The organism is Microbacterium sp. zg-YB36 (assembly GCF_024623575.2).
Classification (GTDB): Bacteria; Actinomycetota; Actinomycetes; order Actinomycetales; family Microbacteriaceae; genus Microbacterium.
The window spans coordinates 51,920-72,416 of the sequence record NZ_JANJFD020000011.1; the positions used below are offsets into that span (position 1 = coordinate 51,920).

Consider the following 20,497-nt stretch of genomic DNA (forward strand, 5'->3'; position numbering starts at 1 on the left):
ATGCGGTCGAAGGCGAGCTTCTACCGTCGAGGCGGAAAGGAGCAGGACATGGGCACATTGACGATGATCGAATTCCTCAGCGCTGACGGCGTGATGCAAGGCCTCGGCTCACCGGAGGAGGACACCAGCGGCGGCTTCACGCACGGGGGCTGGGGGGCACCTTTCGCAGGCGGCATCCACCGCGCGCAGGGCTCGGCCGAGGCGGCAGCCACGGCGGCCTACCTGTTCGGGCGGAAGACGTACGAGAAGATGGCGTCGTTCTGGCCGCTCCAGCCCGACAGTAACCCGATGGCGGCGCACCTCAACGCTGCCCCGAAGTACGTCGCCTCGCGCACGCTGGGTCTACCGCAGTGGCAGGGGACGGCCCGCATCGAGATCGACCGGCCGGAGGTGGTGGCCGACCTGAAGCGTCAGGTCGACGGCGACATCGCGCTCCTGGGCAGCGGCGCACTGGCCCGCGACCTGCTGGCGGCGGGCCTGGTCGACCGGCTGCGCCTGTTCGTGCATCCGCTGCTGCTGGGCTCCGGCACCCGCCTGTTCGGTGGGCTGCCACAGCCGCGGCGACTCACACTGTCGTCGGTGACCGCCACCGACCTCGGCACGATCTGCGTCGCCTACGACGTCGGGGCGGAGATCGCCGACGTCACGCTTCTGCCTGCTATGGAGCCGGTGACGCAGGAGGTTGGCGCAGGGCGGTGAACGCGGTGGGACGCTCGGCCCGGACGAGCTGGGTCGGCGTCTCGCCCGCGAAGCGCCGCACCTCGCGGGCGAGGTGACTCTGGTCGGCGTAGCCGCCCCGGGCGGCGACGTCGGCGAGGGAGGCGGCCGACAGCGCGGCGTGGGCGCGTTCGAACCGAATGAGCTGGGCGGCCAGTTTCGGTGGGATGCCGGCGGACTCGGTGAAGCGGTGCGACACGTGCCGCACGCTCCAGCCCGACGCGCGGGCGAGCTGGTCGACCCTGACGCGGCCGCCCGAGCGGCGCAATTCCCGCCACATCCACGGCACCAGCTCGTCGACCGCGGCGGGGCTCGCCGCCAACGTCAGCAACGCATCGGTGACGAGGGCGAACCGTTCTCCCCACGCTGCGGCGTCGGCGAGACGATCGGGGAGATTCCGGATGCTGCGCGGCAGCACGTCCCCCGCCGGCAGCACGCGTGCCGCCGTCTCGGTGCCCGGCGCCGCCAGCAGCCGGTGCGCGCCGACCGGAGTGAGGTAGATCTGCACCGACGCATGCCTGCCCGTGAACATTGTGCGGGCGGGGCCGGGCATGAGCCCGGCGAGGAACGCCTGGTAGGTCACGCCGGCGCCCTCACCCGCCGGAAGCTCCACCACGCGCATCGGTGCCGCGAACGACAGATTGAGCACCAGCAGGCTGCCCCCCGGCTGCACGCGGATGCGTCCCTCCGGCGGCGCCTGCTCGTCGAAGCCGAGGATGCCGGCGACGAAGGGGCGCAGTGCGGTCGGGACCGGGTGACGCACGACGACCGGCCCCGAGCCCGCACTCGCATCCGATGCCATGGCACCTCCCGGTGATGCCCGTCCCGCCGATCCACGGTGGCCCCACCGTAGCCCTGCGCGCCGCGACATCCCAGTGTTATGCGCGCCAGCAGCCCGCCACGTGGTCATCGACCATGCCCGATGACTGCATCAGCGCGTACATCGTCGTCGACCCGACGAAGCGGAAGCCGCGGCGGCGAAGCTCCTTCGACATCGCGTCGGATTCGGGGGTGGTCGCGGTGATCTCGGCGAACGATTGCGGGCGCGGCCGGGGCGGAGGGGCGAAGGACCACATCAGCGCGTCCAGTTCGCCCGGCGCCATCGCCTCAACGAGGCGGGCGTTGCCGATCACGGCGGTGATCTTGGCGCGGTTGCGCACGATCCCGGCATCCGTCATCAGTCGTTCCACGTCGTCGTCGTCGAACGCCGCGACGGAGGCGGGGTCGAAGCCGGCGAAGACCTCGCGGAACCGCGGGCGCTTGCGCAAGATCGTGATCCACGACAGGCCCGCCTGGAAGCCCTCCAGGCTCATCTTCTCGAACAGTTCCCGGTCGCCGTGCAGCGCACGACCCCACTCCTCGTCGTGGTAGCGGGTGTACTCGGGGTCATCGCCCACCCACGCGCATCGAGGAACATCGTCGGGGCCGAGACGGGTGTCGATGCTCACCCCGCCACCCTACGGCGGGGTGCGGACGGCGCGCGGGCGCACGATTCAGGAAGAACGGGCCCGCGCATCATCGCACGGGCCCGAGTCGGGACTTCTTCCTGAGTTATGCGCCGGGCAGCGTCACTTCTTCTTGAGTGACTTCTCCGACACCGGCGCCGTACCGGATGCCGCCAGCGCGGCGTAGTACTCGCGCGCCTCCTGCTGACGATCCTGCTCGGCGCCCGACGCGATGGGGGCGCGCACGTGCTCCGGCTCGAAGCCGAACGCGTCGACGAGGTCCTGTGCGTGCGGACGCAGCCGCGCGCACAGCCGGTCGATGTAGCGCGACACCGACGCCGCGCGCTGGGTCGACAGGCGCCCGTGGATCAGGTGCCAGGCGAGGTGCTTCTCGATCAGCGACAGCCCGAACAGGTCGCGCAGCCACGTGAGCACCTCACGCGTGCCCTCGTCACCGGCGCGGTTCACGCCGTCGGTGAGTGCCTCCCACTGCAACAGCTCGGCGTGTGCCCGGGCCGCTTCGATGAGCTCGGACTGGTTCTCGTTGAACAGGGCAGCGGCCGCCGCGGGTGCCAATTTGGCAGCGGGGCGCAGGCGCCCGGCAACATCCGACACCATCTGCTGCACCCGGCCCGACAGCAGGTCGTGCTGCTGATCGGCCCGCAGCCCCAGTTCGACCGAACGTGCCGTGGACCCGAAATCGGTGACCGCCTGGCCGAGCTGGCGCAGACCCGCGCCGTGGAAGACCCTGCCTGCGGTCTGGCCGACGGCGAAACGAGCGAGCTTCGCGGCATCCGCACCCTTGAACTGCTTGGCGAAGTCGCTCAGCAGGCGCTTGCCCACCAGTTGCAGCAGCACGGTGTTGTCGCCTTCGAAGGTGGCGTACACGTCGAGATCCTGGTGGAGCCCCACGAGCCGGTTCTCGGCGAGGAAGCCGGAGCCGCCGCACGCTTCACGGCACTCCTGGATTGTGTCCAGCGCGTTCCAGGTGGACATCGCCTTCAGCGCGGCGGCGAGGGTCTCGAGGTCTTCGCGTTCGTCCGGGGTGTCCTTGCGCCCGCTGAAGACGCCGTCGAACTTCTGGATCAGCTCGTCGCCGGCGAAATGCTGCGCGTACACCTCCGCCAGGCGCGGCAGCAGGCGCCGCTGGTGCTTGGCGTAGTCCAGCAGCACGACCTCGTCGCTGCCGCTGCCGCTGTCGAATTGGCGACGCTGATTGGCGTAGGTGACGGCGATCTTGAGCGCCAGCGCAGTGGCGTTGGTGGCCGCGCCTTCGATGCACACCCGACCCTGCACGAGCGCGCCGAGCATCGTGAAGAAGCGGCGACCGGGGCTGGCGATCTCGCTGGAGTAGGTGCCGTCGGGGGCGATGTCGCCGTAGCGGTTGAGGAGGTTCTCGCGCGGAATGCGCACCTGGTCGAAGTGCAGGCGCCCGTTGTCGATGCCGTTGAGCCCGCCCTTGACGCCGTCGTCCTCGCCGCCGATGCCGGGGAGGAAGTCGCCCTGCTCATCGCGCAGCGGCACGAAGAAGCAGTGCACGCCATAGTTGACGCCGCCGCTGATCAGCTGCGCGAAGACGGTCGCGGCCCGCCCGTGCAGTGCCGCGTTGCCGAGGTAGTCCTTCCAGGCGCCCCGGAAGGGGGTGTGGATGACGAATTCCTCGGTGTCGAGGTCGTAGGTGGCGGTCGTGCCGACCGCGGCGACATCCGATCCGTGGCCGGTCTCCGTCATCGCGAAGGCCCCGGGGATCTTGAGGTTCATCACGTCGCGCAACCACTTGTCGTGGTGGGGTTTCGTGCCGAGGTGGTGGATCGCCGAGCCGAACAGACCCCACTGCACGCCCGCCTTGACCTGCAGGCTCGGATCGGCGAGGACCAGCTCCAGGTACGCGGCGACGTTGGCACCGTTGTCGTTGAGCCCGCCGTACTCCTCGGGGTAGGCCCGCCGCGAGCCACCGTGCTCGACGAGGAGGTGCAGCTGCTCCAGGACCCGTTCCCGGTGTTCGGCCATCGGCTGCCCGTCGATGCGCCAGAACGCCGGGTTCTTCACCATCTCGCGCGCTTCGCGGCGGGTGGCGGCCCAGGTTCCCAGCAGCAGGTCGGTGACGGCGTCGATGTCGATGCGGGACTCGTGGGCCTGCTCGGCGGTGTGCGGCGCGGTCGGGGCGCCACCGGCGGGGGTGCGCTTGCTCGTGGCGGGCTTGCGGGGACGGACTGCGGCGTCGGTCATGGTCACCTTTCGGTGGGAAACGGAATCATACGACCGTAGGTGTCCCACAACCCGACCTCAACCCGGTTGGCTGGTATCGACAGGCACCGCCGCCCACCCCCCGACCCCCCGTTGTGCGCACCCCACACCCGCCGCCGAGTGAGTATTCGTGCCCGCGAGTGAGTATTCGTGCCCGCGAGTGAGTATTCATCGCGTCGAGTGAGTATTCATCGCACCCGGTGCTTGGCGTCTACTCAATGCGGCGGACAGGATGGGACGCGTCGAGAGGGGCGCCGGATGCCGGTGACGCTTGCACGCTGGAGTGAGGACGACTTCGATCTGCTCGTCCGTATGAATACGCCCGAGATGACGGTGTTCCTCGGCGGCTCGGAAACCCCGGCGCAACTCGTCGACCGGCAGGAGCGTTACCTGCGTGCGTGGAGCCTCGGCTCGGGCCACATGTTCCGCATCGATGTCGACGCGGACCCGGCCGGCGGCATCGGCTACTGGGAGGTCGAGCACGACGGGCATCCGGCGTTCGAGACGGGGTGGAGCGTACTGCCGGAGTTTCAGGGTCGAGGCGTCGCGGGCGAGGCGCTGCGTCAGCTGATCGATTCCGCACAGGCGGACGGTCGCCGCGACCTTCTCGTCGCATATCCCGGTGTGGACAACCCGGCATCCAACGCCCTCTGCCGCCATGCCGGGTTCGCCGCGCAGGGCGAGAAGACCATGCCCTGGCGTGGCGGCGAACTCACCTTCCGCATCTGGACGCTCGCGCTGTAGCCGTGCCGTCCACCTGCAATGTCGGCGGCACGAATACTCGCTCGGCAGCACGAATACTCACTCGGCGGCACGAATACTCACTCGGCGGCACGAATACTCACTCGGCGGCGCGGTGGGGTCAGTGGGCGGTCGGCGGGGGGAAGGCCAGCTGCGCCGAGACCAGCCCGTGCTCGCGACTGACGATCTGCGCGCGCCCCGGGGCGGCGCGCACCGGCTTGACCCGTCCGATCAGCGCGCCCTCCTCGGGGTTTCCGCCCAGCAGGATGCCGGTCACGCCCAGATCCGTGAACCGCTGGATGATCGGGTCGTAGGCGGCGCGGCTGGCTCCCCCGGTGCGGCGCGTGAGGATGACGTGCAGCCCCACGTCGCCGGCCTGCGCGAGCAGCGGCTGCAGCACGGCGAGCGGGTTGCCCTGGCTCGTCGCGACGAGGTCATAGTCGTCGACGATGATGAACCCGTCAGCGCCCTTCCACCAACTCCGCTCGCGCAACTGCTCCGGGGTGACGTCGGGGCCGGCGATGCGGTTCCCGAAGTACTGCGCGAGATCGTTCATGCCACCGGTGGCCAGCTCGTGCGACGTGAGATACGCGCCGAGGTAGTCGGCTGGGACCTCGCCGAGGAGCGCCCGCCGGTAGTCGACCACGAAGATCTTCGCCTCATCCGGACGGTAGACGCGTGTGATCTCCTGGACCACGCCGCGCAGGAAGGCCGATTTCCCCATGCCGGAGTCACCGTAGAGGAACAGGTGCGGCTCGACACGCGGGTCGATCCCGAACGCGGACAGCTGCGCCTCCTCGATGCCCAGGAGCAGCCGGCGGTCCTCGGGAGCGGCGAGCGCCCGCAGTTCGTCCAGCGGGAGCATGTCAGGAAGCAGCCGCAGTTTCGGCCCGGGTGCCCCTCGCCACGCCGCGGACACGCGCGCGATCAGATCCTGCACGCCGTCGGAGAGGGTGGCCGGGTCGGATGAGCCGTCGATGCGCGGGATCGCACCGAGCATCTGGAGCTTGGCGGGGCTGAGGCCGCGGCCGGGCTGACCGACGGGGACGTTCGCAGCCTGCTTGCGGTCGACGTCGGAATCAGTCGGATCGCCCTGGCGCAGCTCGAGCCTGGTCTGGATGAGGTCCTTGAGGCTGGCGCGAATCTCAAGCCACCGGTTGGCCGTGATGATCACGTGCACACCGAAGCTCAGCCCCCGCGCGGCGATGGTCTGGATGCGGGCCTCCAGTGGCTCATACTCGCCGCGCACCGTCGCCCAGCCGTCCACGACGAGGAAGACGTCGCCGAAGCCATCGTCCACGTCGCCCCTGCGCCGCCGACCGCGGTAGGTCTCGATCGAGTCGATGCCGTGACGGCGGAAATACTGTTCGCGCGCGTCGACGATCGACTCGATCTCGGCGATCGTGCGACGCACGGCTTCGGGCTCGGTGCGCGTGGCCACCCCGGCAAGATGGGGATGCTGCTGCATCGCCGTGAAGCTACCGCCGCCGAAGTCGAGCACGTAGAACTGCAGCTCCTGGGGCGTGCCGATCAGCGCGAGCGCCGAGACCAGCGTGCGCGCGAGCGTGGACTTCCCGCTCAGCGGCGATCCCACGATCGCGACGTGACCGGCGGCGCCGCCCAGCCCGACGACGAGGCGGTCGCGGCGCTGCTCGAGCGGCACGTCGACGAGCCCGAGGGGCACGGTGAGGATACCGGCCGCGCGCCATCCGGGAGAGATCAGACCGAGCTGCGGGTCCTCCACGAGGTCGGGCATGAGCTCGTCCAGCGAGGCGGGATCGGACAGCGGCGGCAACCACACCTGATGCGCGGCCGGACCGTGACCCTGCATCCGCTCCACGGCGATCTGGAACGTCGCGCGCTCCTCCACGGCGGCGGCCGGGGCGATCACCCGGGCAGGGACGTCCTGCGCTGCTTCGACCGGCTGTGCGGCGGCGGTGAAGACCTCGATGTGCGCTGGACCGTCGACGCCGGACGTCGTCTCATCGACGACATCGCCCGGGTCGGTCTTCGGCCTGCCCGACACGTACGCGGCGCGGAACTGTACGAGGGTCTCGGTGTCGCTCTTGAGGAAGCCGACGCCCGGCTCCTGCGGCAACGTGTACGCGTCGGGGGTACCGATGATCGTGCGTGACTCGGATGCCGAGAACGTGCGCAGGCCGATCCGGTACGACAGGTACGTGTCGAGTCCCCGGAGCTTGCCCTCTTCGAGACGCTGCGAGGCCAGCAGCAGATGCACGTGCAGGGAGCGGCCCACCCGACCGATGTTCAGGAAGCTCTCCACGAACTCCGGCTTGGCAGACAGCAGCTCGGAGAACTCATCCACGATCACGAGCAGGGCCGGCAGCGGGGCCAGGTCGGTGCGCCCGCCGCGGCGCGCCTTCTCGTACTCGCCGACGTTGGCGAAGTTGCCCGCGGCGCGCAGGAGCTCCTGTCGGCGCGTGATCTCGCCCTGCAATGCGTCCTGGAAACGGTCGACCAGTGCCAGCTCGCTGCCGAGGTTCGTGATCACCGCCGACACGTGGGGCATACTCGCCATCCCGGCGAACGTCGCCCCACCCTTGAAGTCGACGAGGACGAAGTTGAGATGCTCGGGTGAATGGGTCAGTGCGAGGGCCAGCACGAGCGTGCGCAGCACCTCCGATTTGCCCGACCCGGTGGCGCCCACCATGATCCCGTGCGGGCCGGATCCCTGCTGCGCCGCCTCCTTGATGTCGAGCACGAGCGGTGCGCCGGTCGTGTCCTGACCGATCGGGACGCGCAGCCGGTCGCGTTCGAGGCGGCCCGACCACACTCGGTCGAAATCGATCGAGCGGACGTCGGGCAGTCCCAGCAACTCGGTGAGCTCGCGCTGGCCCTGCGCGACAGGAGCGTCCTCGACGCGCATCGGTCGCGAGCGCAGCGGCATCAGCCGGCGAGCGGTGGCCTCGGCCTCTGCGATCGACATCGCATCCGGGGTGAACGGTTCCGCTGCGCGCGCGAGGTCGATGAACTCGGCGCGGGCGGGAGGGGTGGATGCCACGGCGCGGCCCCTGCGGAAGGATCCGGTGATCCGTGGCGGCGCAGCATCCGCCAGGGCGATGCGCGCGGTGGCGGGGTGCGTGAGCTCCCCCCAGCGCTGCGGCAGGTCGATCACGGTGACGCCCTGCATGCCTTCGCTTGCCACGACCGGGCTGCCGGTGCCCGGCTCGGCCCCGTCGATCACCAGCAGCACGTGCGGGGTCACCCCCTCGCCCGCCCCGAACCGAGGACGATCCCGCAGCTGCGCGGGCAGCATGTCCTCGAGGTCGTCCAGCGACGCGGCGATCATCCGGGCAGGTCCCAGGCGGTCCTCCACGCGCGGCGACATCACGTGCGGCAGCCACTTCGCCCACTCCCAGTGGGCGGCCTGCTGCTCGCCGGCGAGGATCGCCACGATCAGGTCCTCCGGATCGTGCAGGGTCGCCGCGCCCGTCACGATCGCCCGCGCGAGCGATCGGATGGATTCTTCCTGAGGACCGACGATCTCCAGGCGCGCGTAGTCGTCCAGCTCGATGCCGAGCGGGATGTCGTGCTGGATCTCGTGGGTCAGCATGAACCGGTGCGCCGCGGATGCGGCGACGGGGTCCAGCTGGGCGAGCGGCGGCAGCTCCGGCGCCGCCAGCGCGATGCTCAGCGGCTGATCCGACGTCCCGATGCGGGCCAGGAGAAAGGCCGGGTCCCCCGGTTCCCGTTCCCACACGCGCGACCGCTCCTCGGCGATGAAGGGCAGCGCCGCAGGTGCGGGGGTGATCCACCCGCCGTGTCGGCGCTGCTTGCGTGCGGCCACGCGCACCGTCTCGCGCAGATCGGCCAGGTACGCGAGGTACTCGCGGCGGTTGCCGAGCACCTGCGCCGTGCGCTGCGACCGCTGCCGCCAGCCGTTGACGGCGACGAATCCCAGCGATGACAGCAGGAACATCCCGCCGATGAGGAACCCGGTGGGCCCGGCATTGGTCAGCGTCACCATGACGATCGCACCGACGCTGCCAAGCATCGGCAGCAGCGAGGTGAGGATGCCGCTGCCGCCCTCGCTTGGCACGAGTTCGGGCGGCGGCTGCAGCACGATGCGGCCGTCGGGCAGGCTGGGCGGCGCCAGGCGGGGTCCCTTGCTCACGCGGGGTTTCCGATCAGTCGACTGACGGTGAAAACGCGCTCTCCCACCCGGACGCGGGTACCCTCGTCCAGCGGCGTTCGCACGCCGGAGGCGAGAGGACGCCCGGTGCCGTCCTCGTCGACGAGCTCCGAACCGTTCGTCGAGCCGGCATCGATGACCCACGCCGTCCGGCCGTCGTGCTCGAGACGCAGGTGCATCTTGGAGACCATCCGGTCGGGATCCTCGACGGCGAGCACCGCGTCGCCGGGTTCGGTGGCCACCGGGGCGCGGCCGAGGTTGACGGCGGCAGGCAGGGGGAACTGCGCCCGCTGCCCGGTATCGAATACGAGCAGCAGTTGAGCGCCGCGCAGCGACGGTGGCAACGCCGGGGCCGTCGGGACCGAGGGTGCAGTGGGCACCGTCGGCGGTGGCGGCACGTCGCGGCCGGGCGCCGGGGCCACCGGCTCCCACCCCGCTGCCGACAGGATCTCGGTGGCGGGAGGTCCGGCCGCCGGCACCGGGCGCGCCGCAGCGCCGGCGGAACGCCCGAGCACGGTGGGGGCGGCAAGGCTCGCCGCCGGGCCGGCCGCCGACCGCTCGGGCAACGCCACGACCACCGTCTCGGAGGCCTTGTCATGCCATGACCGACGACGACCGGCGCGGTCCCACGCCGCCGAGGCCACGACGACCCATGCTCCGGCGAGAAGCACCACCGCCGAAAGCAACAGCAGCAGACCGCGCACGAAGGCACGTCCGGCACCGGGCGAAAACGGAACATCCTCTCGTGCGACGCGCATGCGTAGCATCAGCCCGCCGGGCGTCGCGCCCGTGCGGGCCTCCAGCATCCACAGCCCCAGCAGCGCCTCGGCGCCGAGCGCGATCCCCAGCACCGGGGACCCCAGCACGACGCCCACGGCGGTCAGCAATGCGACCAGCGCTACGTCGATCGAGAAGGCGCCGAGCCGGGCCCCGAGGGGCGCGGGCGCACCGACGAAGGTCGATGGCAGGCTCATGCGGCCATCATTGCACGCAGCGCGTCGACGACGTCGGCGGCGAGGAATGCCGCCGGCAGTGAGAGGGCCACCGCGATCCACTCGAGCGCATCACCGGCGCGCGACCATGCGAGCGACCGCACGCCGCGACCGGCGGGGATCACGAGGAAGGCGCTCGCGGCACCGGCGGCGAGCGCCAGGGCGGCCACCACCGTCAGCATTCTCGTGTCCGCCGAGGGGATGAGGGCGATCAGCATCACCAGCAGGACGGCTGCGGCCCCCAGACGCGAGATCCAGCGCAACGCGGGGACCGTCGCACGGCGTGCGCCCAGCAGGAGGGACAGCACCACGGTCACGCCCAGCGCGATCCGGCCGACAAGCACGAGCGGATCGTCGGAGGGGAAGGACGGCAGCGCGATGGGCGCGGCAGCCACGCCCGCCACGACCAGGAGCAGGACGCCGGTGAGCAGGCGGGCGGTGGATCGCTGCACGAGGCGGCGCGCCTCGTCGTCGTCGACGAACAGCACCTCCTCCGGCAGCTGCTGCCGGACGGTCCAACGGGTCGTCTGGAAACGGGCGTAGTCGATGAACGTGCCCGGCGGAACGTCTACGACTGTGGCAAGCAGCAGCCGGTGACCTGCGGGGATGAGACCGAGCGTCACGGCGGCGGGAGCGGCCGCATCCATGCGCCACAGCAGTGCCGCGCCCCACACCACGGCGATGACGAGGAGCACCGCCATGGCGGTGCGGCTTTCGGCGCGCAGCGTTGGGGACGGTGTGGCGGTACCCATGATGCCCGCCAGCGTCGCGGCGAAGAGCGTTCCGACGAACACGGCCAGCACACCCCCGGAGGCGGGCACCGGGGGCACCAGCGCGGCTCCGGCAGCGAACCCGAGCACGAGGACCGCGATGGTGGGGGCAAGCGGAGCGCGCCGCCCGCGCGGCGCACGGACGGCGAACACCGTCCCCGCCAGCATCGCGGCAACGGCCGCGGCCGCCCCGGCGAGCCTACGCACGGAGGTGAAGTCGCCGGTCGGTGTGAACAGCACGACCGCAGCGAGCACGGCCCCCGCCCCGGCCAGCACCCACCACGTGGGCGTCGGAAGATCCGCCGGCGGCAACGACCCCACCCGCGGTCGCCCACGGCCCCGCCCCGGCGCGGGGGAGATGTCGACGAGCATCAGCACGGTGCCGTCCTCGAGGTCTCCCAACAGGGTGTCCGGCGCGATCTGTCGACCGGCGATCTCTACGACGGCTCCCGCGCCCGTCCCGGGATGCGCGCCGACCGCGCGGACAGCGTCGTCCACACGCGCGTGGACGGGCACGACCAGATCGTGGCGGCGCGCGCCGTCGACGATCGCGATACGTCGGCGCCGGACGGTCTCCCGCGTCACCCGCACCCTGCCTTCCCTGGCACTCAGGCGGTCGCGATCGAGTCGCCCGTCGAGACGGACCCGGCACATCACCGGGTCACCGTCGTCTCACCGTCGGGCGAGCCGCCCCAACCTGACGATCGAACATGAGAGTGCCCTCATTTGTCAATGACGTATTTGATCAGGTGCCGATTGCCCATTCGATCTCCCCTTTATGACTGAATTGATGCTGGTGCTCCGGCCCCGCGCCCCCATAGATTGCTCGGTGGCGCTCCGACGTGGACGGGATCGCCGCCGCCGGCGCGGTACCCGTTGCCGACGTCATCAGTTCGCACTGTTCCGGCCTCGGCCGGACCGACAGATTGAGGGGAAGCCGTGGCAGATCTCATCGCCGCAGAAGAAGGCGCACTCCGGCGTGGAGCCGAAGCCGTCAACACCGCGAAGTCCGGAATCGACGAGCAGGTCAAGAAGGTCCGTACCGAGCTGGACCAGGTTGCCGGCTTCTGGAGCGGCGCCGCCGCCAGCTCTTACACCCAGTTGCTCAACCGCTGGAACGACGAGACCACCAAGCTGAACCAGGTGCTCGTCACGCTCGAAGACGCACTGCGCGGCACGGAGCGCGACCAGGCGGCCTCCGAGGAATCCCACCAGCAGACCATCAGCAACCTCGGATCGATCCTCGGCTGACGCCGGGCTCCGCAGAAAGGAAACAGTCATGTCTTCCATCTCCGTTCGCCCCGAGCAGGTCATCGCTCTCGCCGGCCAGATCCGCAACGGCTCTTCCGGCATCCGCTCGCGTCTTGAAGAACTCGAAGCCGAGGTCGGTTCGCTCCGCGCCAAGTGGGACGGCGAGGCCCAGACGGCCTACGACCAGGCACAGGCCCAGTGGAACCAGTCGGTGTCCCGCCTGAACGACCTTCTGCAGCAGATCGCGGGCAAGACCGAGGAGATCGCTCAGGGGTACGTGTCGACCGATAAGTCCGCTGCCGGGCGCTTCGTCTGACGTTTCTCGGGCCGGCGACCGTCTGGTCGCCGGCCCTTCGGCACACATACCGGTGCCGATTCCACGCGCGTGCCGATTCGGGCGCGCATCTGCGACTTGTGAGGGGGTATCTCTATGGCCAAGGTGATCGATCTCGACGCGGGCGGGGAGGTCGCGGCGCACAACGCCAGCACCCTGCAGGAGGTGAGCGCGGAGCTTCCGTCGCCGTCCGTCATCACCCAGGTGGACGGCAATCGCACCGAAGAGGCCCCCAACCGCTTCACCGCCCGACTCGAGCTCCGATCTGAGGCGATCTCACGGCGGGTGGAGGCGATCCGCGCGTTCGTCGCCGCGAACGCCGAGGCCCTCAGCAACGCGGTCACCGCGCTGCGGGAGTCCGACCAGTTGAGTGCCTCCGCCGCCGCCCAGACCGCTGCGATCATCGACGACGTGGCAGCGGGGCGGGCGCTGGGCGGGGCGGCCGCCGGTGCCGCCGCGGGGGGTGCGGCCGGAGCGGCTGCGTCCGCGGGAGCAGCCCAGGGCGCCAAGGACGTCTTCGGCGGCTGAGCGCCGGCTGGGTGAGGATCTCCGAGGTGAGGATACGTAGAGGTAGGGCTGTGCGGCGTACGACGCGCCTGGCCGCCGTTGCCCTGACCGCCGCGCTCGTAGCGATAGGGCCATCAGGCACGGCCGCCGCCACCACCCAGGCGACGCTGTGGTGGTGGGACACCTACGGCATCGGGGCTCTCCACGAGCAGGGGTGGACCGGTGAAGGTGTGCGGATCGCGATCATGGACGACCAGATCAATCCCGACCTGCCCGCATTCGAAGGGCGCTCCCTCACTGTCGCCGACGGCACGCTGTGCGAGGAGACCGATTCCGCCGTCAGCGCTGAAGCGACCTTCGGCGCGAACCACGGCACGACCCTCACCGCGTCCCTGATCGGCACCGGCGCCGGTGCCGGCGGGGTGCGCGGAATCGCCCCGGATGCCGAGGTGACCTTCTACGGGCTGGGCCGGACGGACGAAGTCGGGTCGTGCACCAGCCGCGAGCGTCCCGACGTGCTCAGCCCGTTCGGCGTCGCGCTGCAGCAAGCCATCGACGACGGCGCCCAGATCTTCACAACCTCGGTGGGCTCGCCGACGGAGAGCGAAGAAGGCGACGGCGCGGTGATCGCGGAGGCGATCGCGAAGGGCATGGTGATCGTTCACGCCACGCCGAACCCCGACCAGACCATGCTCGCGTCGGCCTCACTCCCCCTGATCAACGGTGTCCTCGCGGCCAGTGCGGTCGACAGCACGGGCGAGCTGCAGACCGACAAGAACGGGCAGCCCTACGTCCTCGACTACACCCACGTCGTCGCGGCGGGCGTGTCGCTTCCCACCCTCGGCTCCGTCGGCGGGACCTGGGATGAAGGCGGCACCGCATCCGGCTCGTCCTTCGCCGCCCCCCTCGTCGCGGGGATGCTCGCCCTGGCAGCCCAGCGATACCCCGACGCCACCGGAAACCAGCTCCTCCAATCGCTCATCCACTCGACCAACGGCAGCATCCACGAGCCCACCTACGACCCCGCAACCGGCTACGGCTACGGCGCCGCGTGGCCCGCATCGCTGCTCGAGGACGACCCCACCGACTACCCCGACGAGAACCCGCTGATGGATCGCCCCAACGGCATCCCCAGCGCGGAACAAGTCGCCGAGGCGGTTGCGCGTGAGTCGGGTTCCTCCCCCAGCGCGGATCCGGCACCCGTCCCGACGGACGAGGCAGGCGTTGCCGCACCGGGCGGCACCGATCCCCTCGGGCCGATCGGGCTCACCGTCGCCGTGGTCCTGGCCGTCGCCGTGGCCGCCGGCGTCATCGCCGTCATCGTCTTCACCGCACGCAGGAAGCGACTTCACCAAGGAGGAACGCCGTGACCGGACAATGGGAGCAGGGCCTGCGCAATCTCGCCGAGGGCGGCGAGCCATGGGATGTGCCCGCGCGAAACGAACTCATCGTGCGACTGCAGCAGCTCGCCTTCGTCCTGGACAAGGTGGTCAGCGAGCCGGGACTGACCGGGGAGTCCGGGTCCGCCGCGACGAAGACCTTCGCAGCGGCCAGCAAGGACATCGCGGCTCAGATCGCCTACCTGCAGGACGACTTGCAGACCGCGCTGAAGGATGCCAACGCACAGCGAGCCCGGGCGCGTGAACGACTCGAGAGCCTCGGATCGGGTCGCCTGACCGCGGGGCAGGAAGGCGCCGTACGCGGCGCCGTCGCCGGGACCACCCTCATGCTCGGGCCCCTGTCGGTGGTCGCCGGCGAGGGGGCCGTGCAGCTGCTGAACGATTTCCTGGGTGATCAGCGCGAGAAGGAAGCCGAACAGCACTACAAGGAGGTGAGCGAGGCGATCGCGGCGGTGAAGATCGCCGTGCCGCCACCTCTCACGGGTTCCGACGCCGTATTCGCCCCTGACCCGGTGGAACCGGTCGGCGGCACGCCTATCCCCGTCGGCGGTGGGCCCGGTGGCCCTGGCGGCGGGCGGGGTGGAGGGGGCCCTTCGCTTCCCGGCTTCGAGACCGGCGCGGTCATCGGCGAGCCTGGGCCGAACGGTCTCCCGCCGGTCATCGGCAGCCCCCCGGTCATCGGCGGCCCGCCGGTGTTCGATCCGCCCCATTACCCCGCTCCGCACCCTCCCGGACCGCCCATCGATCTCGGGAAGATTCCCCCCGATTACGTGCCGACTCCGGACGGCCCGATCGGCGGCGTGGGATCGCTCCCCGGCGGTGGAAGCAGCGGAGGGGCGACCCTCCCGGGTGGCGGCGGTGGTGCGAGCGGGATGGGACCCGGGCTCGGCGTCGGGATGGCCGTTGGCGGCGGGGGCGCCGCGGCGCTCGGGCGCCTCGGCTCATCGGGCGGCATGCCCGGCGGGCAGGGCGGGGGACTTTCCGGCGGTCTGCTCGGCCGCGGCGGAAGTGCGGGCGCGCCTGCGGGCGGGCTCGGTGTCCGCAGCGGATCCGGCCTCGCCGGTGGCGGCGTCGGTGGTATGGGCGGCGCGGGCGCGCAGGCGGGCGCTCGCGCCGGCACCCCGGGAACCGCGGGCGCAGCCGGACAGACCGGCGGGCGCGGCGGCATGGGCGCCGGCGTCGGGGGCGGCGGCATGGGCGGCGCGCGCGGCGACCGGAAGGAATCGGCGGGCCGAGGGCTGGGCGGACCGATCGCGGAACACCTGGACGACGACGAGGAATTCGGCCCTCGTTCCGAGAACGCCGGGGCAGGCGGACGCGAATGAGCCAGCACCCCGGCACCGGCCACGCCCGCGCAGCGGAGGCAGACGCATGAACGACCGCATCTCGGCCACCGAGGGCGCCCTCGCCCGCGGTGCGAGCGTCGTCTCCGGTGCCCACATCGACATCCAGGACAGCGTCCGCCGTGTGCTCGACGAGCTGGACGAGCTCGGTGGGCACTGGTCGGGCGATGCCGCGAGCGCCTACACCCAGCTCGTCGGCGAGTGGTCGGCGGGTGCGGCCAAGCTCAATGCCGTTCTCGTTCAGCTCACACAGGCGATGCGTTCGACCGACCAGGATCAGCAGGCGCTCGAGCAGCAGCACGGATCCACCATCGGGGGCCTTGGTGCCCTGCTGGGAGGCGACTGATCATGGCCGATCTTCGGGTCACCCCCGCGGCGCTGCACGCGGCGGCCGACCGCCTCCGCGCCGAAAGCGCGCGCATCGATGCCGCCCTGCGTGGCATCGAGAGCGAAGCAGGCGCACTCCGGGCGAATTGGGACGGAGCCGCACAGGCCGCCTACGACACGGCGCAACTGCAGTGGAGCGCGACGTTCCTATCGATGAAGGACACCCTGCACAGCATCGCGAAGGCCACCGATGGCATCGCGGAAGATTACGTGGAGACCGACCACCGGTCGGCGAAGCAGTTCAGATAGAGGCCGCCATGGGAAACACACTCAGATTCGACCCCGCGTCGCTGCAGGCGGCAGCCGGTCGACTCGCGGAGGCTACCGCCGCCATTCAGGCGGAACTGGACGCCCTCGAGGCGGAGGCAGAAACGCTCATCGACCGGTGGAGCGGCGAGGCCGCCGATGCCTATCGGTCGGCGCAGCAGCAGTGGGATGCGAGCCTTCGGAACATGAATTCCGTGCTGCGCTCATCCTCCCGCGCCACCGACGCATCCGCCGCGCGCTACGCCACGGCACGCGCGAAGATTGCGGAGCGCTGGGGATGAGCGGGGTCGAAGAGGCCCCGCGCCCCGACATCGTCGAGCGGCTCGAGGCGTTCCGTGCCCGCGGGATCCGCCTTCAGGGCGACCTGACCGCGCGACTGGACGCAGTGCAGGCGCGCCTGGGGGATGCCGTTGAGCCCAGTCCCGTCCACGCCGATGTGACCCTCGATGAACGCGGCTACCCCATCGCCGCAGAGCTGACCGACGCCACCGGCGCGGGAACCCCTGATCAGGTGCGCGCCGCCCTCACTGCGGCATTCCTCGCCGCCCGCGCCGAGCGGCCGCGCCTGCCGGCTGAGGCGGTGGACCCGTTGATGTCGGTGCTGCAGTCGGCGGCGGCGGATCCGCAGCATGCCGACGATCGCATCGCCGAGGCAGGCAAGACAGTGTGGAACGACCTGGGACAGGCGGGCGTCACCGCTGTGTTCGGCGACGTGACCGCTGTTCATGCGCGCGAAGACTGGATCCAGCGCAACCACCCTGCCGCCATCGCCGCCGAGATACTCGCCCTCGCGCAGCGAGCCGCGACGGCATCCGACATGTTCGGTCGGTTTACCGAGGAGGACAGCCGTGGCTGAAGTGGATCCCGATGCGCTTCGCACCGACGCGCACGACTCGTGGCAGGTCTGGAGCGGAAAGCTCGCCGACGCCAAGGGGCGGATCGACGACCTGACGTACTCGCGTCCGGACTTCTCGCTGATCCCCGGGTCCGGCGATGTGTACGCGGCGTTCACAACGGCAACGACCACCCTGCGGGACTACATCGAGACCGGCGAGGAGATCTTCGAGGGGTTCGCCCGCGCGCTCCTGGACACCGCGATCGAGTACATGCAGGCCGAAGGCGACGCACAGAGCGAGATCGACGCCGTCGAACGAGAGCTGGAGGCGTTGTGAGCTACGTCGATGACATCCGCGAGAACAACGAGGACCAGCTGGACACGGCGGTCAAGGCGATCGACGGGGCGGCCGTCGCTGCTCCGCCGCTGATCCGAAAAGGGTTGCAGGAGTGGGTCGATCGCCAGGCATTCGGTCTCGGCTCGCTCGTGCCTAACGGGTGGGTGGACGAAGCGGCCGATATCGTCGTTGCGGCCGTGGACGAGGTGCTCGACTATTGCCGCGAGAGCGTCGCCATCCTGCGGGAGGCGAACCGATACCTCGGCAGCCCCGACACCCTCCGCGCGGTGGCCGACCGCCTGAACGAGCTGGCATCGAAGGCCGACGAGATCCAGATCACCAAGAGCACCATGCCGGGGCTGCTGAGCTGGGTCGACCCGCCGGCCAGCCAAACCTACGGGTTCGCGGTCGACGACCAGGCGAAGCCGCTCGGCCGCGTGTCATCCACCGCGACCACGATCGCGGGCGCGATCGATCAGCATGCGGACGACATCGAGAACTACTACCTGCAGCTGGCAGCGGTCATCGTCGGTGCCGTGCTCACGATGCTCGGTGTGGTCGCGGCCATTCTCGGGCTCGTCGGAGCGCTGCCGACGGCCGGCGTCTCGCTGGCCGTCTCCGTCGTCGGGCTCATCTCCGCAGTCGCGGGTATCGCCACCAGCGCGATCGCGATCGTGCAGCTTTTCCAGTCCTCGACGCAGGCCAACCGGGGAAAGCTCGACGCGCTGCCCAACACGATCACCGAGTGGGAGGCTCCCGGTTTTGCGCTTGTCCAGTAAACGTCCGCTCTCGATGGCCATCGCCGCCGGCATCGCTCTCACCACCACCGCCTGCACCCCATCCGAGCCTCCCCGACCCGACCCCACCGAGGTCGTCGTGCAGTATCTGGACGCCATCGCCGACGGCGACGCGGCCACGGCCCGAGAACTTGATGCCGCAGCCATCGGCGATCCGCAGTTGCCGAATGTCGACGCTGACACGCTGCGCACCGACGCCGTGCTCGCCGGGGCCCAGCGCATCCAGAATGTGACGGTCGAGGCTGCCGCCGCCACCACCGGCGACGAGGATACGCGCGACGTGTCGTTCCAGTACGAGCTGGCCGGACGGCAGGAGCAGTCCGTCCTCAGCGTCACCTGGAACACCGAAGACGGCGAGTGGCAGTTGGCCGACTCGCTGACCACCGACCTGATGGTTTTCGCAGAAGTGAGTCGCATCGAGATGAAGCTGGTGTCGTTCGAAGTCCCGGGAGCGAGCGTGACCCAACCCGACGACCCCGAGGCGGCGACGCTGAGCTTCCTCGTCTACCCCGCGGTGTACTCCGTCACGGCCGACCTCGACCCGGAAACCCTCGTGGACCCGAGCGCCGGCGTCACGCAGGAGATCGCCGTCGACCGCGCCGTGCAACCGGTCGCGACCTTCCCCGTGACACGGCTGCCGTGAGCCAGACAGCCAGCGCCACGCGCGCCCTCATCCGCCTCTCGGTGCAGAGCGAGGGGCGGCGCCTCGACATCGGCATCCCGGCCCAGGTTCCGGTGATCGAGTTCCTACCCGGGTTCGCCCGAAGCCTCGGGGTCCTCGACCCGTCGATGACGTACGCGGGATACGCGCTGCATCGCGCGGATGGCACGGTGCTGGACGCCGCCACCGGCGTCGCTGCGCAGGGCGTCGAGGACGGTGAGGTCCTGACGCTGGTGCGGGGCGGCCTCGTCGTGCAGCCCCGCGTCTACGACGACATCGTCGAGGCGGTGATCGATGCCACCGCGCAGCAGAACCGCCCGTGGACGCCGCGCGACAACGCCCGCACCGCGTTGACGGTGAGCCTGACGCTCCTGGGTGTTTGTGCCGTCCTGCTTCTGGCCGCGGGGCCCAGCCTCGGGTTCGGCGGCCTGATCGCCGGCGGCGGCGCGATCGTCCTGCTTGCGGTCGCTGCGGTCGTGGCACGGCTCGGTCAGCTCGAGGCCGGTCAGGGGTTGGGCGTGGCCGCCGCGGTCTTCGCGGGGCTGGCGGGCTACCTCGCCGTGCCGTCCTCGTTCGATCTGTGGGGCTGGCCCCTCGCCGCGGCAGGGGCGGGCACCTTCGTCATCGCCGGCGTCGCGCTGGCGCTCATGCCCGACCGCGCCGAGGTGCAGCTTGCCCCGCTGACTGCCGGCGCCGCTCTCGCGATCATCGCCTCTCTCGCGGCGTTCTTCCCGCCGGCGCCGGTCTACGCACTGGCCGTCGGCATCCTCGGCACCCTGTCGGGCGTGCTGCCCTGGCTGGCACTGAGCAGCACTCGCGTGCGTGTGATCTCACCGCAGAGCGATGCGGAGATGTTCGCCGACCCCGTCCCGATCGATGCCGACGATGTCGCCCGGCGCATGGCGCAGGGGCGGCGGATCCTCATCGCCCTCCGCCTCGCGCTCGGCCTCGTCATCCTGGCCGCCACGCCGCTGGTGGCCGCGCAGGATGCCGTGGGCGCGGCGCTGTGCGCCCTCGCGTTCGCGGGGATGATGTTCCCGTCTCGGCAGACCTATGCCCGCTCCGGTGTGCTGGCCGTCATGGCGATGGGCACCGTAGGACTCGCCGTCTCAGGGCTGACCGCCGCGCTGACCCAGCCGGAGCTGCGCGTGGCGCTGCTGGTCGTCCTCACTGTGGCGACGGTCTGCGTCGTGACCGTGACGCTGCTGGCACCCAAGACCCGGATGCGGCTGCTGCGCGTGGCCGACACCGTCGAACTGCTCGTGCTCGCCTCCCTGCTGCCGCTGGGCGTCATCGCCTCCGGGCTGGCCTGA

21 protein-coding genes are annotated in these 20,497 nt (G+C 70.7%); 15 read left to right on the forward strand and 6 right to left on the reverse strand.

Features of this window, described 5'->3' with window-relative positions; all coding sequences use genetic code 11:
• The first annotated feature begins 48 nt into the window (after positions 1-48).
• Positions 49-699, forward strand: coding sequence for a dihydrofolate reductase family protein (locus NQ151_RS14825; protein ID WP_257528570.1), 651 nt, complete (start codon positions 49-51; stop codon positions 697-699).
• Here the strand turns inward: NQ151_RS14825 and NQ151_RS14830 are convergent.
• The 3 genes from NQ151_RS14830 to NQ151_RS14840 form a co-directional block, all read right to left on the reverse strand.
• Entirely contained in the window at positions 659-1,519 is an 861-nt protein-coding gene (locus NQ151_RS14830) for a helix-turn-helix domain-containing protein (protein WP_257528571.1), read from the reverse strand. The genes NQ151_RS14825 and NQ151_RS14830 overlap by 41 nt on opposite strands.
• Before the next feature lie 76 nt (positions 1,520-1,595).
• A complete protein-coding gene (locus tag NQ151_RS14835) occupies positions 1,596-2,159 on the reverse strand; it encodes a DNA-3-methyladenine glycosylase I (protein ID WP_286130184.1) in 564 nt (187 codons plus the stop codon).
• Positions 2,160-2,285: 126 nt separating this feature from the next.
• Positions 2,286-4,391: an acyl-CoA dehydrogenase family protein gene (locus tag NQ151_RS14840; RefSeq protein WP_257528572.1), complete on the reverse strand. Its 2,106-nt coding sequence runs from the start codon at positions 4,389-4,391 to the stop codon at positions 2,286-2,288.
• A gap of 276 nt (positions 4,392-4,667) precedes the next feature.
• Here NQ151_RS14840 and NQ151_RS14845 point away from each other — a divergent pair, with 276 nt between their 5' ends.
• Positions 4,668-5,153, forward strand: coding sequence for a GNAT family N-acetyltransferase (locus tag NQ151_RS14845; RefSeq protein WP_257528573.1), 486 nt, complete (start codon positions 4,668-4,670; stop codon positions 5,151-5,153).
• A 118-nt stretch (positions 5,154-5,271) separates the two neighbouring features.
• Here NQ151_RS14845 and eccCa read toward each other — a convergent pair whose 3' ends face one another.
• Genes eccCa through NQ151_RS14860 form a run of 3 tightly spaced genes read right to left on the reverse strand, consistent with a single transcriptional unit; the run spans position 5,272 to position 11,650 of the window.
• A complete protein-coding gene (gene eccCa, locus NQ151_RS14850) occupies positions 5,272-9,285 on the reverse strand; it encodes a type VII secretion protein EccCa (RefSeq protein ID WP_257528574.1) in 4,014 nt (1,337 codons plus the stop codon).
• A complete protein-coding gene (locus NQ151_RS14855) occupies positions 9,282-10,277 on the reverse strand; it encodes an RDD family protein (protein ID WP_257528575.1) in 996 nt (331 codons plus the stop codon). Before NQ151_RS14855 ends, eccCa begins: the two co-directional genes overlap by 4 nt.
• Positions 10,274-11,650, reverse strand: a complete 1,377-nt coding sequence (locus tag NQ151_RS14860; protein WP_257508852.1) for a hypothetical protein — start codon at positions 11,648-11,650, stop codon at positions 10,274-10,276. The genes NQ151_RS14855 and NQ151_RS14860 overlap by 4 nt, the downstream gene beginning before the upstream one ends.
• Positions 11,651-12,004: 354 nt before the next feature.
• Here NQ151_RS14860 and NQ151_RS14865 point away from each other — a divergent pair, with 354 nt between their 5' ends.
• The 13 genes from NQ151_RS14865 to eccD all read left to right on the forward strand — a co-directional run bounded on the left by NQ151_RS14865 (position 12,005) and on the right by eccD (position 20,497).
• Positions 12,005-12,316, forward strand: coding sequence for a WXG100 family type VII secretion target (locus tag NQ151_RS14865; protein ID WP_257508851.1), 312 nt, complete (start codon positions 12,005-12,007; stop codon positions 12,314-12,316).
• A gap of 28 nt (positions 12,317-12,344) precedes the next feature.
• Positions 12,345-12,632, forward strand: a complete 288-nt coding sequence (locus tag NQ151_RS14870) for a WXG100 family type VII secretion target (RefSeq protein WP_257508850.1) — start codon at positions 12,345-12,347, stop codon at positions 12,630-12,632.
• 114 nt (positions 12,633-12,746) lie between these two features.
• Positions 12,747-13,178 carry a hypothetical protein gene (locus tag NQ151_RS14875; protein ID WP_257508849.1) on the forward strand — a complete coding sequence of 144 codons (432 nt, stop codon included), beginning with the start codon at positions 12,747-12,749 and terminating at the stop codon, positions 13,176-13,178.
• 50 nt (positions 13,179-13,228) lie between these two features.
• Entirely contained in the window at positions 13,229-14,527 is a 1,299-nt protein-coding gene (locus tag NQ151_RS14880; RefSeq protein ID WP_257528576.1) for a S8 family peptidase, read from the forward strand.
• Positions 14,524-15,882, forward strand: coding sequence for a hypothetical protein (locus NQ151_RS14885; protein WP_285169558.1), 1,359 nt, complete (start codon positions 14,524-14,526; stop codon positions 15,880-15,882). The genes NQ151_RS14880 and NQ151_RS14885 overlap by 4 nt, the downstream gene beginning before the upstream one ends.
• Positions 15,883-15,928: 46 nt before the next feature.
• A complete protein-coding gene (locus NQ151_RS14890) occupies positions 15,929-16,246 on the forward strand; it encodes a WXG100 family type VII secretion target (RefSeq protein WP_257508847.1) in 318 nt (105 codons plus the stop codon).
• A 2-nt stretch (positions 16,247-16,248) separates the two neighbouring features.
• Entirely contained in the window at positions 16,249-16,536 is a 288-nt protein-coding gene (locus NQ151_RS14895) for a WXG100 family type VII secretion target (RefSeq protein ID WP_257508846.1), read from the forward strand.
• 8 nt (positions 16,537-16,544) lie between these two features.
• Positions 16,545-16,835, forward strand: a complete 291-nt coding sequence (locus tag NQ151_RS14900) for a WXG100 family type VII secretion target (protein WP_257508845.1) — start codon at positions 16,545-16,547, stop codon at positions 16,833-16,835.
• On the forward strand, positions 16,832-17,410 hold the full coding sequence (locus NQ151_RS14905; RefSeq protein ID WP_257508844.1) for a hypothetical protein: 579 nt from the start codon (positions 16,832-16,834) through the stop codon (positions 17,408-17,410). The genes NQ151_RS14900 and NQ151_RS14905 overlap by 4 nt, the downstream gene beginning before the upstream one ends.
• Positions 17,403-17,726, forward strand: coding sequence for a hypothetical protein (locus NQ151_RS14910; RefSeq protein WP_257508843.1), 324 nt, complete (start codon positions 17,403-17,405; stop codon positions 17,724-17,726). Before NQ151_RS14905 ends, NQ151_RS14910 begins: the two co-directional genes overlap by 8 nt.
• Entirely contained in the window at positions 17,723-18,505 is a 783-nt protein-coding gene (locus tag NQ151_RS14915) for a hypothetical protein (RefSeq protein WP_257528577.1), read from the forward strand. The genes NQ151_RS14910 and NQ151_RS14915 overlap by 4 nt, the downstream gene beginning before the upstream one ends.
• Positions 18,495-19,166: a hypothetical protein gene (locus NQ151_RS14920; protein ID WP_257508841.1), complete on the forward strand. Its 672-nt coding sequence runs from the start codon at positions 18,495-18,497 to the stop codon at positions 19,164-19,166. Before NQ151_RS14915 ends, NQ151_RS14920 begins: the two co-directional genes overlap by 11 nt.
• Positions 19,163-20,497, forward strand: coding sequence for a type VII secretion integral membrane protein EccD (gene eccD, locus NQ151_RS14925; RefSeq protein WP_257508840.1), 1,335 nt, complete (start codon positions 19,163-19,165; stop codon positions 20,495-20,497). The genes NQ151_RS14920 and eccD overlap by 4 nt, the downstream gene beginning before the upstream one ends.